Source organism: Methylocaldum gracile (genome assembly GCF_053646815.1).
The window spans coordinates 2,277,376-2,295,213 of record NZ_CM132196.1 but is presented as its reverse complement, the minus strand read 5'-3'; the positions used below and the strand labels follow the sequence as shown (position 1 = coordinate 2,295,213).

Genomic DNA, 17,838 nt, shown 5'->3' with positions numbered 1-17,838 from the left:
TGAAACTTAAAATACATCCGAGCGCTGACAGCCCTCGTCAAGGCAAGACCTTGCCCTTGCGCCGCTGCAAAGTTCAATTCGGTACAGGCGACGGGGGGCCGGCGAAAAACTTCGGTCGACAGAAAACGGAGCTCGAAACTCGTCCGATGGAGAACCTTGGGTGAAACCTGAGTCCCGATCCCCGCGTCTCAGGCGTAGTTCTTCGCGTCACAGCCACTGCACGCAACCCCAGGCAATCAACCCGAAGCCGATCAGTTTTCGTGTGCTTTCCCCTGCGCCGGGAACGTAGCGCTCCGCCAAGATCGCAAGGGTAATCAATCCCATCCACAGGACGTTCATGATGCCCACGGCGAACATCACCAGCATCTCCGCCCAACAGCAGCCCACGCAATAAAGACCGTGATGCAAGCCCAGTCGCAATCCGCCGCGCCAGCCGGGCCGTCCATGACTGAGAAGAAATCCCATGGGTGCGCGGCAGTGGCTCAGACAAGCCGTTTTCCATGGCGTGAATTGATAAAGGCCGCTCATAATCAGAATGGACCCGGACACCATGGAGCTGCGGCTATCCATCATCGGGGTTAGCCATCTCAAGCCGTGGAACTGCCACTGAAGCAAAGTGGCGATGATCCCGAACCCTACCCACAGCACGAAATAACCCAGTAGAAATGTCGGCAGATTAATCCGCGTTTCCGCCCGTCGCCCTCGGTCGATACGCACGATCAGCATCGTCATGGGCGCAACCACCGGCAGCATCATGGCCAGCATCATGATCAGCCACATCGACGCGGTCAGCCCGAAATCGGTCAAAGACCAACGCCAGGTACCGGTCGGCGGCATCCACATCCGGTCCATGGGCAAGCTGTTCATCGCCACTTGCTGCTGATAGAGCGCCCACCACGCGGCGATCGTGGCGGCGCCCAGTCCCGCGGCAATCAGCAAACCCTGGATCGTACTCTTAGAAATTCTCGCCGAAACGGCCATGGCCTAGGAGTGATATACGAAAGGGGAGAAATAGCCGTTGCGCCCGGAAAACTCCCAATCGAAGCCATAATCCCGATAGCGGTAAGACCCCGACTTCGCCACCACGGAAGGGTGAGACGGCACCACGCACAGAGGCGGATTGGCAATCGTGGCCTCGCCGCCGGCTATGCCGTCGATGGCGCGGATACTCACTTCCGCGAGATCGGACATCAGAAGACGCCGCTCCTTGCCGAGAGCCTCGTAGGTCATGGGCACGTGCTTCACACCGAGTACCTGGCCGACGAACCCCGCCAGTACGGCTGGATGTCCGCCGGACTGGCCGGAAAAGATTCGGACCAGAGCGTCCGACTGGGCACTATCCGCCCGTTCATCGAGATAAAGCGCCGCCTGCCAGTTGCCCTCCTTCATGTGTCCCGGCGCATAACACGCCAAAACCACATTGAGCCCGTCCAGCGTAACGCCTTCCGAACGACCTTTATCGATATGCCAGGCGACGAGCAGCTTGCAATCTCCTTCGCTAGGGGGATTGAACCACACGCACGGGCAGGCCGTTTCGCAGTTGCACGCTTCGAAATAGTTGCCTTCCAGATGCCAGGAATTGGATGTACTCATAAGTCGACTCCGTCAGATATGCTCATTGAATCGGCGTTTTTGGACAAGTTCTGGTCTAGAGCGTTTTTCATCCCAGTGTACGGATTCGTGTCGGGAAGGAAGAGCGTAGGTCGGCAATCCCTTGCCGACAAAGCCCTTTGCCGAGCCGGTACGTCGGCAAGGGATTGCCGACCTACATATGGGGCTCCCTTACACCGAATCAGAAAATGCTCTAAAACCGGGTTATCGATCCTTGGCTGTCTTGGACCTTTGAGGGCGAAACAGCGACGGATCGATGTCGAGCTCGCTCAGTTTCAGATATACCGCGCGCGGCGTCAGCTCCATCCATTCCGCCACCTGGTTGACGTCGCCCTGAAAACGCTTCAGCGCTTGCTCGAGGTATTCGCGTTCCGCTCGGTCCAAGACGTGTTTACGGATTGCCTTCCAGCCGCTTTCCAAAGGAGCGGCGCGATTCGGCCCGAGTTCGGCGTCTTTAATGAAGTTACCTTGAGTGAACAGCACCGCCCGTTCCAGGACGTTTTCCAGCTCTCGAACGTTGCCGGGCCACGAGTATGCCCGTAGCCTGTCCATGAGTTCGGCCGTCACGCCATGGATTTGCTTCCGGTAGCGAACGGCCAGACGCTTCAAGATCAGGTCGACCAGATGAGGGATGTCTTCCGGTCGTTCGGAGAGCGGCGGGATTTCCAATTTCACGACGTTGATACGGTAGTACAGATCCTTGCGGAAACTCCCGTCGGCTACTGCCTTTTCCAAATCGCAGTTTGTGGCGGCAATGATCCGCGTGTCGACACTCAAAGTGCGGTGCCCCCCTATCCGCTCCAACTCGCCCTCCTGCAATACCCGGAGCAGCTTGGTCTGCACCGCCGGCGTCAGTGAATCCACCTCGTCCAAGAACAAGGTTCCGCCATCGGCCCGCTCGAAATAACCCCGGTGAACCTCGATGGCACCCGTAAATGCCCCCTTCTCGTGGCCGAACAGCACGCTCTCCACCAAACCTTCGGGAATCGCCCCGCAGTTCACGGCGATGAAGGGTTTTTCGCTGCGCTCGCTCATGGCATGGATAGCACGCGCGACCAACTCCTTGCCTACCCCCGTCTCGCCGCGGATCAACACCGTGGCCGGGGTAGGCGCCACGATTTCGATCGCTCGCAATACCTGCTGCATGGCGGGCGACTGTGCCACGATGACCGGCCGTTCGACGCCCGGGAGCGTGGGACAGCGGCCGCTCATTTGGCACCATATCCGATGCATACGCTCTTCGATGCGGGCTTGTAAGTCGCCGGCAAGCGTCTGATCCGGCTTAGACTCCGGTTGGTTTCGATATTCGACCCCCGACAACCCTGCGGCGGTCTCGGGATTCAGATAGACCCCCACTTGACAGCCGTCATGGCCGAGCGCGATACGCCGCTCCAGCACGACCTTGGCGTAGCCGAAGTTGCGCGCCGCGATGGCGCCGAACACGCTGGACGTCATTCGGCACAATTCCGGTGAGTTCTTCACCCCCTCGCCGAACGGGCAGCAACTGCTGGCCACACGAATGCACTCGGCATCGCTGGAAACCAATGAAAAATGGCCGCCGATCTTATTCTTGAGTCCAATGATCAAGTCCGCGTAGCGCTCTCGATCGAGAGCCTCATCGAGGCCGTATTCGGCGCGGAACGTCTCCTCGAAAAACCGGCCCGCGCTACGGGCGATTCGCTCGATGATCTGCTCCGCCTGCGCCGTGCCCGCCTCCTCGCACAGATCCATCAGTTCGATGACGAAGGTCTGGAGAAATCCAATCGGCGTCAATTGCGAAAAGCTTGCCTGGTTCATAAAGGGCGCTCGTGCTACATCATGGACTTAATAGCCTAAACCTGATTTTCGAATTAAGAAATCATTTTTCATCAACTGAAATAACATTTCATAAACATATCGAATAGCTATTTACTACAATACTGATTTTATTGGCTTTTTTCGTTAAATAATCCTGGCATACAAGCTGCTGCAAAATGCACGTCCCACTTTAGGACACTGGCGCAATCTGATTACAACATTACAAAAAGAACATTCCACGAGGATAACCTTTATGTCTCAAGAAAGACCGCCGCTCGATCCGCATCCCTTAAGTCCGTATGTTTCCTGGGCGGGACACCGCAACCGCGATCCGATCCTGGAGGTTTTCAAGCAGAAATTCCCGTCGACACCGGGCAACGTCCTGGAGTTCGCCAGCGGGAGCGGCATGCACATCAACTATTTCGCGCCATATTTCCCGCATCTGACGTTCCATCCGACCGACCTGAACGAGCACGCCCTGGAAAACATCATGCGGGTTACCTGGGAAAACCGAGTGCAGAACGTCGCACGGCCGAGCCAGCTCGATCTGACGCGCGATGAGACCTGGCCGAACCCGGACGAGCGGCGCTTCGACGTCATTTTTGTCATCAATATCTTCCAGGTGGCTCCGATTTCCGTCGCGGACGGCATGATGAAGTGCGCCTCGCAATTGCTGAACGAGGACGGCTTTCTGTTTGTCTACGGTCCCTTCAAGGACCACGGCCGATACACCACCGCATCGAATCATGAGTTCGATCAGATGATCCACTCAGCCGGGGTTTCCGAGTGGGGCCTGAAGGACATCGCCGATTTGGAAAAAGCGGCGAGCGCTTATGCCCTGGGGTTGAGCGAGAAGATAGATATGCCGGCCAATAATTTCGGCTTGATCTTTAGCCGAAGTTAGCGAACCGAACGGGTACCATGATATGAACGACCATAAAGCTGTCGTCATCGGGGTTGGGCCTAGCAAGGGTTTGGGGGCCGCCCTCGCCCGCCGCTTCGCGCGCGAGGGGCTCAGGGTTTATGTCGGAGGCCGCACTGCCGAAAAACTGGAGCGCGTCGCCGGGGAAATCCGAATGGCCGGCGGCCGGGCGGTTCCCGTCGTAACCGACGCCACCGTCGAAGGCGACGTCATATCCTTGTTCGAAACGGTTTCGGGCGATCCCGGCGAGCTGGACATTGTCGCCTGCAACGTGGACAGCAATCGCCGGGCACCGCTGCTCGAAACCAGCGGCGACATGTTCAGACAGCTTTGGCTGCAGAACGCCTACGCCGCATTTCTGGTGGGACGGGAAGCCGCGCGGCTGATGGCTGATCAAAGGCACGGGACCTTGTTCTTCACGGGCGCCAGCGCTTCGCTACGCGCCCGTCCTCCGTTCACCGCCTTCGCCGCGGCAAAAAGCGCTCTACGGGCGCTGGCTCAGGGCATGGCCAGGGAGTTCGGACCGCAGGGCATCCACGTGGTGCATGCCATCATCGACGGCGTCATTGACGGCGAGCGGGCCCGAAACGCATTTCCCGAATTCGTCGCCCAAAAAGGCGCCGACGGACTCCTCGATCTCGACGCGATTGCCGATACCTACTGGCAGTTGCACAATCAGCACCGAAGCGCCTGGACGCACGAATTGGACCTGCGCCCGTTCAAGGAGCCGTTTTGATCTCGTTTCCTTTGCCTCTAAATGGAGATGGCTCCGTTTGCGGAAACATAAATGTCGGGAAAGGATTCCCGACCTACTGGACAACACAAGTTCGTAGGTCGGCCATCCTTTGCCGACGCCCGTTTCCACGCTTCTTTTCATCGAGCGGCTACCCCGGCCATTCCAAGCGGTCTAACATGCGGACAGTCCGCGATTTTCGGAGACTCGCCGCCATGGATACCTATCTTTTGACATTGGGAGCGCTGCTCGTCGCCGTGCTCAGCGCATTCTTCGTCGGGGCCATCCCCTACCCTTACGGCTGGCTGATCTTGACCGCACTGCTCATAGCCCGGTGGCTGCAACTCAAGCAAAGCGATGATCGAACCCGGCGACGTTAGCGTCCGATTCGGGTAGCCGTCCGTCCGAACGCCTATTTGGTGAACTTGAGAGTCATCCGGTCGCTCTCCCCGATCGCAAGGTAGCGTGCCCGATCTTTTTCGCCCATCCGCAAGGTCGGCGGCAGAGTCCATACGCCTTCCGGATGATCTTTGCCGTCTTTGGGATTGGCGTTGATTTCCGATTTGTCGGCCAGCTTGAAACCGGCTTTTTCGGCCAAAGCAATCACATAATCCTCGGTCACATAGCCGCTTTTCTTCATATCCTCGAGCGAAGTGCCGGGCTTCGCGCGATGTTCGACCACGCCCAGCGTACCGCCGGGTTTCAAAACCCGGTACACGGCTTTGAACATCTCGTCCGCCGTACCGTCCGCCATCCAGTTGTGCACGTTCCGGAAGGTCAACACCAGATCGGCCGTGCCCGGCGGTGCAAAATCGGCATCCTTCGGATTCTGCATCGAAGTCGGCACAACCCGGTCGTAGACGTCCGGGCGCACCTTGAGCTTGGCTTCGTATGCTTTCTGTATCTTGACGGCGTAATCGGGCATGCCCGGCCGAACCGGGCCGAAGCCGGCCGCGTAGAGCTTTCCCTCGTCACGCAGGACAGGAGCCAGAATCTCCGTATACCAGCCGCGTCCGGGCGATATTTCGACTACCGTCATATCCGGCCGCAGTCCGAAGAATTGCAGGGTTTCCTTGGGATGCCTGTATTTGTCCCGCTCGCGATTTCCGGGGTCCCGGTGATCGCCTTGAAGCGCCCGATCCAGCGATTGGTCGAGCGTAGCGCTCTCCGCCAACTCCGGCGCCGAGACGATTCCGCTGATCAGCGCACCGAACAAAAGGGTCTTGAACATCTGTGCCAAGGAATGCAATTTCATGCTGGTCTCCATGCTTTTCGGGAATAATGTAACGTTCTCTTTTGCTTCCGGCGCAGAAGCAACCACGCCGTATCCGTATTCACCCGCCCGGTTCTATCAAAATCGCCAGTCGAGGTAAACCAAGTCCCTGAAGGCGACGATCGTTCCGAACTGACTTGCAACCAAAAAACTCGGACCGCTCGATCGCTTGTTCTACAATCGTTTGGAATATTCAACCAAGGAGAGAGATTCCCATGCATTGGAGAGAATGGCTAGACCGCAACGTTCTCGACCTCGGCCGCCAAATGCGCCTGAGCTATCTTCCGCCCCTCATGGTCTACATGGCGGCCGGAATTTCCGGACTGACCGGCATCGTCGGCACCTTTTTCGTCAAGGAATATCTGGGCCTGTCTGCGGAGTTCCTGGCCGCCCTCAGCTTTTGGATGATGCTGCCCTGGACCTTGAAGATGCCTATGGGGCATCTGGTCGACTTGATCTGGCGCCACAAGTCCGGCCTCATCATTCTCGGTGCCGGGCTGATTTCCGCCAGCCTCTTGATCATGATCGGTCTGCTCGACAAACCGGACGCCATGCGCGAGCTTATGCCGATCGAAACCTGGTACGTTCTTTCCGCCCTGCTGGCGCCGGTCGGTTACGTATTGCAGGACACGGTGGCGGACGCCATGACCGTCGAGGCCGTACCTCGCGTGGACCGAGAAGGCCGTCCGGTCGGCGACGAACAGCTTCGCCTGGCCCACACCACCATGCAGACCCTGGGGCGAGTCGCGATCATCGGCGGCACCGTTCTGGTCGCCGCCGTCAACGTATACCTTTTCAGCGGCGTCGAAAACCTTGGCGAATTGGAGAAAGCGGCGGTTTATCTTCAGATTTACCGCCTGGCGCTGATCATTCCGGCCGTTTCCGTTCTTGGCGTGGCGTTGGCCGCCGCTTTGCGCTGGCGCGACGTACAGCGGCTAGCCGCTCAAGGTTTCGAGATGGACCAGATCGAGCGGTTCCTGGGAAGACCCATGGACGAATTGCCCGAGGCCAACTGGTGGATTCTGGGCGGCGGCCTGGTGTTCGTCCTGTTCTCGGCCAGCATGGGCTTGGCCGCCGTGCCACTCAACGAGGAAATCATCTTCGCGGGTTCTCTCGGCATCGTGTTGTTCCTGATGCGGCAATTGACCCGAGACCTTCCCGAGCGCGCGCGACACGAACTCTACGCCACGGCTATCGTGATTTTCGCATTCCGCGCGATCCCCACGACCGGCGCCGGTTCGACCTGGTGGATGATCGACGAGCTCGGTTTCGATCAACAGTTTCTATCTCAGCTTTCGCTGGTCGCCAGCGCATTGACGCTGTTCGGCATGTTCATCTTCCGCCGCTTCATGGCCGAGCGTCCGATCACCTATATCATTGCCTTCTTGACCATTGCCGGCGCCGTCCTTTTCTTGCCCAATATCGCGATGTTCTACGGATTTCACCATTGGACCGCCGCCCGCACCGGCGGCGTCGTCGATGCCCGGTTCATCGCCCTGATCGACACGGCGCTCGAGTCGCCCCTGGGCCAGATCGCGATGATCCCGATGCTCGCGTGGATCGCCAACTCGGCTCCGGAAAGGCTCAAGGCAACCTATTTCGCGGTCATGGCCGCCTTTACCAATCTGGCGCTATCGCTCTCGCAACTCGGCACCAAATATCTGAACCAGATATTCACCGTCACGCGCGAGGTCAGAAATGCAAGCACCGGAGCCGTAGAAATTCCAGCCGATTACAGCGAACTCGGCGCGCTGTTCATCACCGTCGCCATCGTCGGACTGGCGATGCCGATGGCGGCTATCTTCTTCGTCAAGCGCTCGCTGTTGGCGGAACCGAAACCCGAACCGGCCGCCGCGACCGGCTTCGAGCGCTATTGACGGGCTGAGGCACGGCGATCGAATAGGGTCACGGTGGACGTGAAGCTCTGGTCAGTTCCTGCCTTGTCGGGATAAGAAACGATCCAGCTGATTCGCGAACGCCTGGCGGTCGCCCTGGCTCAACGACGAGGGGCCACCCATTTCGACCCCGCTATTGCGCAGCTCCGTCATGAAGTTTCGCAACGTCAGTTGTTCGCGGATATTGTCTTTCGTGTAGAACTGCCCCCTCGGGTTGAGCGCATAACCACCCTTCTCGACGACTTCGGCGGCTAACGGGATATCCGCGGTAACCGCGAGATCGCCGGGCTGAATTGCCTGAACGATTTTGTTGTCGGCCACATCGAACCCGGCGGGCACCTGAATGGCCTGGATATAACGCGACGGCGGCGTTCGAAGGGGCTGGTTAGCGACGAGAGTCAGCGAAATTTGCCGTTTTTCCGCCGCACGATACAGAATCTCTTTGATGACGTTCGGACAGGCGTCGGCATCGACCCAGATTTGCATGACAAGTTTCTTCACTAGTTAAGGCTGCACCAAGTAAATCCATCCGCCACAGCCACCGGTGAATCATCGAATTGAGCTATCCTGCCCATCTTCAACCCATGCCCGTGATTCAGCCGATTGTAATACGAATGGTACCAAAGGACGCCTATACCATCGTTTGGCGCGAGCGGAACGTTCGCAGATTGTCCCGGTGATAGGCACGGAGTGCCACAGTAAGTCAACCGTCAGTGCCATCATTGCTCTTTCACGGTGACATCGACCGGACCGCGATAAGCCTCCGCCTAATCGCCATCGGGTGCTCTGGCCCCTGCCTCAGCGATCGTGATTCGGTGCAAAAAACACGTTTTTCTGAATCTTCCGTATCGACGTATTGCGGCGAATGATGTCGGACAAGCGCGTTTGGCGCACCATAGCGAGATCCTTCCCCTTCAGGGTCCGCGTATACCAGTAGCGATCTCCGGAACGAGTGCGGTGGAACTGATCCATCAGTATGGCTCTCAGCGTTTCGCCCAACATCGTGCCGGGCATGTCGTCCTCGCAGAGAAGACCCACGAACATATCGATGTCGTCGACGTTGCCGTAAAGGCGCTCCAAGCTCGTTGCCATAGCCCGATCCGAGGTGATCTCGGAGAAACTGGATCTGCGGGGTAAGCCAAGATCCGCACGCGCGGTATTGAAATCGGGCAATCCCATGTCACGGCCGCGCTGGATATTGAACGCAACCAGATCCAACCCGCCGGCCTCCGGCGCACCGAACAGAAAATTGCGAACATCATCAACGATTTTTTCATCCAGCTCCTGCATGCGCTGCACCGCCACACCGCGGATGAGAGGATCGATGCCACGGCCGGCCAGCATGGGAGGCGTGGCCTCGAAGAATGCTTCCCGCAATGAAAGCGCGCCCTCCCTGATCGGCGAGCCGTCTTCGTTGAGACGCAAGATTGACGGGCTGAGCATGGTATGCCCGAGCCGAAAGGCGGCTGTCGAAAAAAGCGAGCTGAGCCCCGGATTGACCCCGGCATCGTAGCTCGATCTCATATGAAGGCCGCCTCGCCCCAAAAGCGCCGGCAGATATTCCTCGTACGTAACATGCTGAATTTCGGCGATGACGATTTCCCTGGCGCGCTGATACAGTTCTTCGTCATCGAGATCCGGATTTGCCTCGCGAATTCGGTCGACCTGGTAATTGTGTTCGCGCATGAACAGCGTATGCATGGCCGCAAGCGTGGGCTGCTCGTTGGCCCGGATGTCGCCCGCGACGAATAGAGCCGACGAAAAATTCGGTTGCTCGGGCGAACCCGCATTGGGTTGGGTCCCGTCGTTGTACGGGAGCAGATTGCCGGACGAACCTTTCAGATACGGCCCGGTCCGAAGCCAGCGGGCACGAGCCTCGTCGGACCCGTAAATCATGGAGCCGTCGATGTAAGCGGTAATTTCATTGATCTGCTCGCGCGGGTTGCCGGTGCTCGTCCCGGTGGCCGGATCGAAGATGGCGCGCGAGAAAGGCATCGTCTTTGTGCCTGTTCCCCGGGGATCGAAAAACGGATCTCCCGCTGGAATCTTGATCGGAAAGCTTTCGGCCGTTCCTTGGGTGAGTCCCATATCGTGGTCCAAAAATTGCCCCCAGGTCCACATGAAATCGCTCTGGCGGCCTTTCGCGGGAATCAGATCGTCATTTTGGGCGAAAACGGCATTGCTGATTTCGCGGGGACTCGGACGCGAGGCCCCAGCCGGCAAGGAAATGCCGTCCGTATAGTGAGCTCCGCTCGCGCTGCGCAGCAGGTAAGCACCGGCCATACCCCATGTCGGATGGGCGATGTTATTTCCGTAACCGTCGATGCTTCGGTAGTCCTTTGCATGAACGGCTCCCAACACGGAATAAACGGTTAGCGCCACCGCAGTCCAAAGCGCGGCGCCACCTCTTTCAGGAGTCTGCCGTAAATCGGCGGGGTGTTCGTCGGATTGCATAGCGTTTACGTCCCTGTGCGCTACTGTAAAAAGACGTTTTACCGGGCGTTAAGGATTTCTCCTAATGTCCAAATCCGTTTAATACGGCCATCGAGTCAAACCGGTCGCACGACGCCCGCGAGCGCACCTGCTCGACCGTTAATCAATGAACCGAGCCCTGACCAAAGATGCATCTCCGGAAAAACAAAAAGTATCGCGACTTGAACAAATAATTACTCAAATGCGACACGAAAAATAATCAGGATGATTACCGATCAAGAATTCTGGGACAACCGCCCAAGCTTAGCGGCGAATCCAGGGAAGTTTGCGACGATGGTTCACGGCTGAATTTTCTTTACCGTCTCCTGTGGCCGGTTACAACGATACAGGCTCGAGTTCCTTTCGCGTCGGCCCCGATATCACCTTTCCTTCGGCATCGAAGCGCGAGCCGTGGCAAGGACAATCCCATGACTTATCCGCTTTGTTCCAGTGAACGATACAGCCGAGATGCGTGCAAACGGCGGATACAGCGTGAATTCGGCCTTCCTCGTTTCGATACACGGCGGTTTTTTTGCCGTGGAGATCGATGATCTCTCCTTCCCCGGGCGCAACCGTCTCCACCGTTTTTCTATGACCGGACGCCAATTTGTCCCTTAACCACATTTCCCCGACATGGACGTTCTCCTTCAGCAACTTTCCGCCCGATGCCTTGAGATTCACGCGCGTAGCCCGGTAGAGCTTCGCCCAGCGGTTGTGGTTGCCGATAATCTCGTCGGAAATGATCGTAGCGGCCACCGTGCCGTTGGTTAAACCCCAGGCATTGAATCCGGTTGCCGTATAAAGGTGCTTCGAGCCGGGCGTGAGATGACCGATATAAGGCACTCGGTCGGCAGCGTCGTAATCCTGATTGATCCACTCGTATTCGATAGAGGTGACCTGAAAGCGGTTTTGGACGAACCACCTGAGCTCTCTCGACTTCTGCGCCGTGTCGGCGTGCCCCGTCCGATAGCCCTGTCCCGAAACGATCAGCAACGGCCCTTTATCCGTCGGATGGACGCGAACCGAATATTTGGGCTCTCCCACCGACAGAAACATGCCGTCGGGGACTTGCTCCGGGGCAACTCGAATCCCGACGACGACATGTTGTCTCGGAAACACTTTGGCGAAGAATCCGCCTTTATCCAGAATGGGAATATTGGTGGCGATGACCACGTCTCGCGCCTCGACTTTCCCCTTATCGGTCAGCACCCGGCACGGGGTACCCTCTTCGACGTCCAGCACTCGAGTATTCTCGAAAACCGCACAGCCGTCGCCGCTCACCGCCTGTGCGACCGACAGCAGGTATTTCCGAGGGTGGAAACGCGCCTGGTGATCGAAGCGTACCGCGCCGGCAATCGGAAAAGGCAAGGTCGTCTCGGTGACGAAATCGACCGGCAATCCAAGCTTCGCGGCAGCTTCCATCTCGGCTTCCAATGCCGGCACCTGCTCCTCCGACTCGGTAACGGTAAATGCCGACTGACGCTCGAAATCGCAGTCGCTGCCGAGTTGCGTCCGTATGGTGTCGACTATCTCGATCGCGGCTTGATTCGACTCGGCATAGGCGCGAGCGCCGTCTTCGCCGAAAGTTTTGATCAGATAGGAATAGATAAGACCGTGGAGCGAGGTCAATTTGGCGGTGGTTCGCCCCGTGACCTGCCCGACGATCTTCCGCGAGTCGATCACCGCCACGCTGCGCCCAGCCCGTTTCAGCAGAAGCGCCGTGGTGAGGCCCACGATACCGGCACCGACAACGGCTACATCGACGGAAAGATCGCCCGGAAGTTCCGGATAGCCCGTTTCCGGCGTCGAATCGATCCAGTACGAGACATGTTTGGTGGGAATATCGGCCATCCTAGCCTCCGTTTAGTCCTTAGGGATCCCTGAATCGCTTACTAAACGTAAGCGTTAAGTCGCGAAACGAAGCGGCATGGGCACCGCTTCAGGGAAGATTAATCGTCGCCTCCAGAATTCGTCAACCGATCTCCTCGACAAGCGACACGCCGAAATTCTGTGCAAAGAAAAACCCCGCGGCAAACCTGCGGGGTTTTTGACGGCGTCACCGTTCAAGCGTTCCTACGTCCCGGCGGATTTGATCACCAGATTCACCACGGCAATGACGGCCACCACGAACAGCACCGTAAAAATGATGCCGCCGATGATATAAGCCTTGGCTGAGCCAAAGGCGAAATCGCGCTCCCGGTTAGCCGAGCTTTGAACGCCGAAAGCCGCCGCGACGACACTGGCAATCACCTGAAATACCGTAGGTCTTTTTGAATTAGAATCACCGGAACTCATAGTTGTCATCAAATCTGCCGAACAAAGCCTATTTTTAAGATGCGATCGTTTTCTTTTTGTTCAAATAAAATTTGACGCCAAAGGCAACTGCGGTAACCAAGAGAGCAATCGATATCGAGATCGCGTTACTGCTGATGACATCTTCATCCACGTTTAAGGCGTAAGTCCGCACGTAGGTCGCGATGAAGTACAAGGTTTGCACCGTGGCTATGGAAAAGAAGAACGAAACCAAGAATTTATCGAGCGCCCTGTATTCCGTGAACTCCATATGATCGAAGAACAGCTTGGTAATCGCGTAGCCCGGCAGAAACATGATAAAGATCGTGATCAGAATCCGTTTCGCGTAATAGAAAGGGGACGTGGTCGTAAACAACGACATCAGCACGATAAAGATCGCGCTAATTCCCAACATGCCCAGCCACATCGTTCGGTCATCTTTATTGAACTGAAAAAACTTATTCATATCCGGTTTCCTCTAATTATTGTTTTTTAAAGAAATAAAATCCTTCGATACCGCCTTTCAGGATCATTCGGTCGGGCGTTTTTTCGTAGACCATGTAATCGATCGTTTTTCCCGGCCGCCCCGGATCATCCGCCACGATCTTGCCGTCCACGACCTTGTACTTCCACTCGTGCCGATCTTCCGCTTTGAAATGCCGGTTGTAACCCGAAGTGACGATGGTACCGTCAGATTTGAATTCCCAGGTCCTATTTTCCTCGATCTTGGGTTTATTAAGTGCCGGAGCCACCGACTCGAGGCGCCACGTACCCACAATTTCGCTGTTGTCTTTTAGCGGGACTTCTCCCAAAGCGGTCGTCCCCATGGCTCCAACAAGCCAAATCAGGCCGGCTGCGCCGAAAGCTCGAAAATTCATAGAAATCTCCCCGGAACGTTTATTGTAGCGGTTGCTCTTCCCCGCAAAAAAAGAGGCATCCGTGGGGCGGAACAGCTTGCTATTCTTGAAAGCGAGCCGAATTTTGACATCATTCATTTCCTTATGGCAAGGAATACACCGGCTTGCCGCGCATGAACCGGTTTATTGCCGGACCGTCTGTCTCTAAAATAGAACTCTTTGCCGTCAAAACGCCGGTTCGAATTCTCCCTTACCCCGGAATATCCCACGATGACCGATTTGAACGCCCGCACCGCACTATTGAGACAACTTCTTTCCGAAAGGATTCTCTTCCTGGACGGCGCGATGGGCACCATGATCCAAAGCTACCGGCTCGAGGAAAAGGATTATCGCGGAGAGCGTTTTGCGAACTGGCCGAAAGATCTCAAGGGCAACAACGACCTGCTCTGCCTCACTCAGCCGCAGATCATCCGGGCGATTCACGACGCTTATCTGGAAGCGGGTGCGGACATCATTGAAACCAACACCTTCAACGCCAATCGGGTCAGCCTCGCCGATTACGGCATGGAGGAACTGGCTTATGAGCTCAACGTGGAAGCGACCCGGCTGGTGCGGCAAGCGGTCGACGCCATGTCCGAGAAGACTCCCGACCGGCCGCGGTTCGTCGCCGGCGTATTGGGCCCGACCAACCGCACCGCCTCGATTTCGCCGAACGTCAACGACCCCGGCTTTCGTAACGTCAGTTTCGACGATCTCGTCAGCGCTTATTACGAAGCCACCCAAGGCCTGGTCGACGGCGGCGCGGACATCATTCTCATCGAAACGATCTTCGACACTCTGAACGCCAAGGCCGCCGTCTTCGCCGTGGAACAGTACTGCGACGACCGCGGACTCCGCTTGCCGGTCATGATCTCGGGCACGATCACCGACGCCTCTGGCCGCACCCTGTCCGGGCAAACCGTGGAGGCTTTCTGGAATTCGCTGCGCCACGCGCAACCCATTTCCATCGGCTTCAACTGCGCGCTGGGCGCCAAGCAGCTCCGGCAGTACATCGAAGAGCTTTCGCACATCGCCGACACCCATGTCTCGGCCCACCCCAACGCCGGACTTCCCAACGAATTCGGCGAATACGACGAATCGCCGGAAGCCATGGCCAAGGAAATCGCGGAATGGGCGGAGCAGGGATTTCTGAACATCGTAGGCGGCTGCTGCGGCACTCGCCCGCCCCATATCAAAGCCATTCGCGACGCCGTGGAGCATTTCCCGCCGCGACATCTGCCGGCTATCGAACCGAAGTGCCGCCTGGCCGGGCTCGAGCCCCTGAACATCGGCCCCGAATCCTTGTTCGTCAACGTGGGCGAGCGCACCAACGTCACCGGCTCGGCGGCCTTTCGCCGCCTGATCCGCGAGGAGAAGTACGAGCAGGCCATCGACGTCGCCCGCCAGCAGGTAGAGAACGGCGCGCAGATCATCGACGTCAACATGGACGAAGGCATGCTCGACTCGCAGGCCGCCATGGTCCGTTTCCTGAACCTGATCGCCTCTGAACCCGACATCGCGCGCGTGCCGGTGATGCTGGACTCGTCCAAATGGGACATCCTGGAAGCCGGACTGAAATGTCTTCAGGGCAAGGGCATCGTCAACTCGATTTCGCTCAAGGAAGGCGAAGACGCGTTCATCCGCCACGCCAAGCTGGTCCGCCGCTACGGCGCCGCGGTCATCGTCATGGCCTTCGACGAGCAGGGCCAGGCGGACACGCGCGAGCGCAAGGTGGAAATCTGCGCCCGCGCTTACAAGATTCTCACCGAACGGGTCGGACTCCCGGCCGAAGACATCATCTTCGACCCGAATATCTTTGCCGTCGCCACCGGCATCGAGGAGCACAACCGCTACGGCTTCGATTACATCGAAGCCGTGCACCAGATCAAGGAAACCCTGCCCCATGCCCTGGTCTCGGGCGGCGTTTCCAACGTGTCTTTCTCTTTTCGCGGCAACAATCCGGTGCGCGAAGCCATCCACGCCGTCTTTCTTTACCATGCGATCCGTGCCGGCATGGACATGGGTATCGTCAACGCCGGACAGCTCGCGATTTACGAAGACATTCCGGCGGAACTTCGGGATGCCATCGAGGATGTGATCCTCGCGCGCCATCCGGACGCCACCGAACAGCTTCTGTCCATCGCCGAGAAATACCGGGACGAAGGCGGAACCGTCGAAAAGAAGGAAGACCTCGCGTGGCGCCACTGGCCGGTCGAGAAGCGCCTGGAACATGCGCTGGTCAAGGGTATCGACGAATTTATCGAGCAAGACACCGAGGAGGCCCGCCAGCAATACGCGCGCCCCTTGCACGTCATCGAAGGTCCGCTCATGCAGGGCATGAACGTGGTCGGCGACCTGTTCGGCGCCGGCAAGATGTTCCTGCCGCAGGTGGTCAAATCCGCCCGGGTCATGAAGAAATCGGTGGCCTATCTGATGCCCTTCATGGAAGTGGAAAAAGCCGGCGGTACGATTCAATCGAACGGCAGAATCCTGCTGGCCACGGTCAAAGGCGACGTGCACGACATCGGCAAGAACATCGTCGGCGTCGTGCTGCAATGCAACGGCTTCGAAGTGATCGATCTGGGCGTCATGGTGCCTTGCGAGAAAATCCTCGACGCGGCGCGCGAGCATGATGTCCACATCATCGGACTGTCCGGTCTGATCACGCCGTCGCTGGATGAAATGGTCCATGTGGCCAAAGAAATGGAGCGGCTGGGCTTCACTCTGCCCCTGCTGATCGGAGGCGCAACCACCTCGCGCGCCCATACCGCCGTCAAGATCGAGCCGAACTACAGCGGCCCGGCGGTTTACGTGACCGATGCCTCGCGAAGTGTCGGAATCGCCGGGAGTCTTTTAAGCGAAGATTTGCGGGACGATTTCATCTCGCAAACGCGGCGCGAATACGAAGAGGTGCGCCAACGCCACGCGGGACGCAAGGCACAAAACCCGCTGCACGAGATCGCCGCGGCGCGCGCCAACGCCTTCCATGGCGATTGGCAGCATTACGTGCCGCCGCATCCGACTTTCTTGGGTCTACGGGTATTCGACCATTACCCGTTGCGGGAAATTGTCGATTACATCGACTGGTCGCCTTTTTTCCATACCTGGGAGCTGGCGGGCAGCTACCCGAAAATTCTCGACGACGAAGTGGTCGGAGAGCATGCGCGCACCTTGTTCAAGGACGCTAAGGCCATGCTCGAAACCTTGGTCGCGGAAGAGTGGCTGACCGCCCGCGCGGTGGTCGGATTCTTCCCGGCTAACGCATCTGCCGACGATATCCTGCTGTATGCCGACGATACCCGGAAGGAAACGCTGACCGTCCTTCGCCATCTGCGCCAGCAGGCGGTGAAACCGCCCGGCCAGCCCAATTACTGCCTGTCCGATTTCGTGGCGCCGAAAGAGAGCGGCGTGCCCGACTATATCGGGGGCTTCGCCGTTACCGCCGGCCACGGCATCGAAAAACATCTCGACCGCTTCGCCGCCAACCACGACGACTACAGCAGCATCATGCTCAAGGCCCTGGCCGATCGTCTGGCGGAAGCCCTCGCCGAACTGATGCACCGGCGGGTTCGCCGCGAGTTCTGGGGCTACGCGCCGGACGAGCAGCTCAGCAACCAGCAACTGATCGCCGAGGCGTATCGGGGCATCCGCCCTGCCCCCGGCTATCCCGCCTGTCCGGACCACACCGAAAAGGCCGCGCTGTTCGAACTGCTGGCAGCCGAACAGAACAGCGGCATCCGCTTGACGGAGTCTTTCGCGATGTACCCCGCTTCCTCCGTCAGCGGATGGTATCTGGCACATCCGGCGGCGAAATATTTCAACGTCGGCAAGATCGGCCGCGACCAGGTCGAGGATTACGCGAAACGGAAAGGCGTGACGCTTAGGGAAGCCGAACGGTGGCTGGCGCCGATCCTGGCTTACGAACCGGATTAGCCTTCGATAATCGC

General features: G+C 57.9%; 15 protein-coding genes. 5 read left to right on the top strand and 10 right to left on the bottom strand.

Going from position 1 to position 17,838, the window contains the following annotated elements; translation table 11 throughout:
• Nucleotides 1-207: 207 nt before the first annotated feature.
• The 3 genes from ACWJJK_RS10110 to ACWJJK_RS10100 form a co-directional block, all read right to left on the bottom strand.
• Nucleotides 208-939: a DUF2182 domain-containing protein gene (locus ACWJJK_RS10110; RefSeq protein ID WP_166642438.1), complete on the bottom strand. Its 732-nt coding sequence runs from the start codon at nt 937-939 to the stop codon at nt 208-210.
• A gap of 45 nt (nt 940-984) precedes the next feature.
• Complete coding sequence (locus ACWJJK_RS10105) at nt 985-1,593, bottom strand: DUF1326 domain-containing protein (RefSeq protein ID WP_077731849.1); 609 nt, start codon at nt 1,591-1,593, stop codon at nt 985-987.
• Between the two features lie 222 nt (nt 1,594-1,815).
• Entirely contained in the window at nt 1,816-3,408 is a 1,593-nt protein-coding gene (locus ACWJJK_RS10100) for a sigma 54-interacting transcriptional regulator (protein WP_077731850.1), read from the bottom strand.
• 253 nt (nt 3,409-3,661) lie between these two features.
• Here ACWJJK_RS10100 and ACWJJK_RS10095 point away from each other — a divergent pair, with 253 nt between their 5' ends.
• From ACWJJK_RS10095 to ACWJJK_RS10085, 3 genes are all read left to right on the top strand, one after another.
• A complete protein-coding gene (locus ACWJJK_RS10095; RefSeq protein WP_077731851.1) occupies nt 3,662-4,312 on the top strand; it encodes a DUF938 domain-containing protein in 651 nt (216 codons plus the stop codon).
• Nucleotides 4,313-4,334: 22 nt separating this feature from the next.
• A complete protein-coding gene (locus tag ACWJJK_RS10090) occupies nt 4,335-5,066 on the top strand; it encodes an SDR family NAD(P)-dependent oxidoreductase (RefSeq protein ID WP_086133796.1) in 732 nt (243 codons plus the stop codon).
• Nucleotides 5,067-5,278: 212 nt separating this feature from the next.
• Nucleotides 5,279-5,443 carry a hypothetical protein gene (locus tag ACWJJK_RS10085; protein WP_166642439.1) on the top strand — a complete coding sequence of 55 codons (165 nt, stop codon included), beginning with the start codon at nt 5,279-5,281 and terminating at the stop codon, nt 5,441-5,443.
• Nucleotides 5,444-5,475: 32 nt separating this feature from the next.
• On the opposite strand, the gene ACWJJK_RS10080 is transcribed toward ACWJJK_RS10085, so the two are convergent.
• Nucleotides 5,476-6,318: a class I SAM-dependent methyltransferase gene (locus ACWJJK_RS10080; protein WP_240502610.1), complete on the bottom strand. Its 843-nt coding sequence runs from the start codon at nt 6,316-6,318 to the stop codon at nt 5,476-5,478.
• Nucleotides 6,319-6,551: 233 nt separating this feature from the next.
• Here ACWJJK_RS10080 and ACWJJK_RS10075 point away from each other — a divergent pair, with 233 nt between their 5' ends.
• Nucleotides 6,552-8,213 carry an MFS transporter gene (locus tag ACWJJK_RS10075; protein ID WP_077731853.1) on the top strand — a complete coding sequence of 554 codons (1,662 nt, stop codon included), beginning with the start codon at nt 6,552-6,554 and terminating at the stop codon, nt 8,211-8,213.
• A gap of 51 nt (nt 8,214-8,264) precedes the next feature.
• Here the strand turns inward: ACWJJK_RS10075 and ACWJJK_RS10070 are convergent, their stop codons facing one another.
• The 6 genes from ACWJJK_RS10070 to ACWJJK_RS10045 all read right to left on the bottom strand — a co-directional run bounded on the left by ACWJJK_RS10070 (nt 8,265) and on the right by ACWJJK_RS10045 (nt 13,873).
• Nucleotides 8,265-8,717, bottom strand: a complete 453-nt coding sequence (locus ACWJJK_RS10070; protein ID WP_077731854.1) for a YaiI/YqxD family protein — start codon at nt 8,715-8,717, stop codon at nt 8,265-8,267.
• Nucleotides 8,718-9,029: 312 nt separating this feature from the next.
• Nucleotides 9,030-10,685, bottom strand: a complete 1,656-nt coding sequence (locus ACWJJK_RS10065; RefSeq protein WP_077731855.1) for a peroxidase family protein — start codon at nt 10,683-10,685, stop codon at nt 9,030-9,032.
• Nucleotides 10,686-11,039: 354 nt separating this feature from the next.
• Nucleotides 11,040-12,554, bottom strand: a complete 1,515-nt coding sequence (locus ACWJJK_RS10060) for an FAD-dependent oxidoreductase (RefSeq protein ID WP_077731856.1) — start codon at nt 12,552-12,554, stop codon at nt 11,040-11,042.
• A 222-nt stretch (nt 12,555-12,776) separates the two neighbouring features.
• A complete protein-coding gene (locus ACWJJK_RS10055) occupies nt 12,777-12,953 on the bottom strand; it encodes a DUF2970 domain-containing protein (RefSeq protein ID WP_240502611.1) in 177 nt (58 codons plus the stop codon).
• Between the two features lie 79 nt (nt 12,954-13,032).
• Entirely contained in the window at nt 13,033-13,461 is a 429-nt protein-coding gene (locus tag ACWJJK_RS10050; protein ID WP_077731858.1) for a hypothetical protein, read from the bottom strand.
• Nucleotides 13,462-13,477: 16 nt separating this feature from the next.
• The gene (locus tag ACWJJK_RS10045; protein ID WP_077731893.1) at nt 13,478-13,873 is read right to left on the bottom strand and encodes a hypothetical protein; all 396 of its coding nucleotides are present in this window, start codon (nt 13,871-13,873) and stop codon (nt 13,478-13,480) included.
• Nucleotides 13,874-14,122: 249 nt separating this feature from the next.
• Here ACWJJK_RS10045 and metH point away from each other — a divergent pair, with 249 nt between their 5' ends.
• Complete coding sequence (metH, locus tag ACWJJK_RS10040; protein WP_077731859.1) at nt 14,123-17,824, top strand: methionine synthase; 3,702 nt, start codon at nt 14,123-14,125, stop codon at nt 17,822-17,824.
• Nucleotides 17,825-17,838 lie beyond the last annotated feature (14 nt).

Coding starts and splice junctions, on each gene's coding strand:
- ACWJJK_RS10105 (WP_077731849.1), bottom strand. CDS start 1,593: ATGAGTACATCCAATTCCTGGCATCTGGAAGGCAACTATTTCGAAGCG.
- ACWJJK_RS10100 (WP_077731850.1), bottom strand. CDS start 3,408: ATGAACCAGGCAAGCTTTTCGCAATTGACGCCGATTGGATTTCTCCAG.
- ACWJJK_RS10095 (WP_077731851.1), top strand. CDS start 3,662: ATGTCTCAAGAAAGACCGCCGCTCGATCCGCATCCCTTAAGTCCGTAT.
- ACWJJK_RS10090 (WP_086133796.1), top strand. CDS start 4,335: ATGAACGACCATAAAGCTGTCGTCATCGGGGTTGGGCCTAGCAAGGGT.
- ACWJJK_RS10085 (WP_166642439.1), top strand. CDS start 5,279: ATGGATACCTATCTTTTGACATTGGGAGCGCTGCTCGTCGCCGTGCTC.
- ACWJJK_RS10080 (WP_240502610.1), bottom strand. CDS start 6,318: ATGAAATTGCATTCCTTGGCACAGATGTTCAAGACCCTTTTGTTCGGT.
- ACWJJK_RS10075 (WP_077731853.1), top strand. CDS start 6,552: ATGCATTGGAGAGAATGGCTAGACCGCAACGTTCTCGACCTCGGCCGC.
- ACWJJK_RS10070 (WP_077731854.1), bottom strand. CDS start 8,717: ATGCAAATCTGGGTCGATGCCGACGCCTGTCCGAACGTCATCAAAGAG.
- ACWJJK_RS10065 (WP_077731855.1), bottom strand. CDS start 10,685: ATGCAATCCGACGAACACCCCGCCGATTTACGGCAGACTCCTGAAAGA.
- ACWJJK_RS10060 (WP_077731856.1), bottom strand. CDS start 12,554: ATGGCCGATATTCCCACCAAACATGTCTCGTACTGGATCGATTCGACG.
- ACWJJK_RS10050 (WP_077731858.1), bottom strand. CDS start 13,461: ATGAATAAGTTTTTTCAGTTCAATAAAGATGACCGAACGATGTGGCTG.
- ACWJJK_RS10045 (WP_077731893.1), bottom strand. CDS start 13,873: ATGAATTTTCGAGCTTTCGGCGCAGCCGGCCTGATTTGGCTTGTTGGA.
- metH (WP_077731859.1), top strand. CDS start 14,123: ATGACCGATTTGAACGCCCGCACCGCACTATTGAGACAACTTCTTTCC.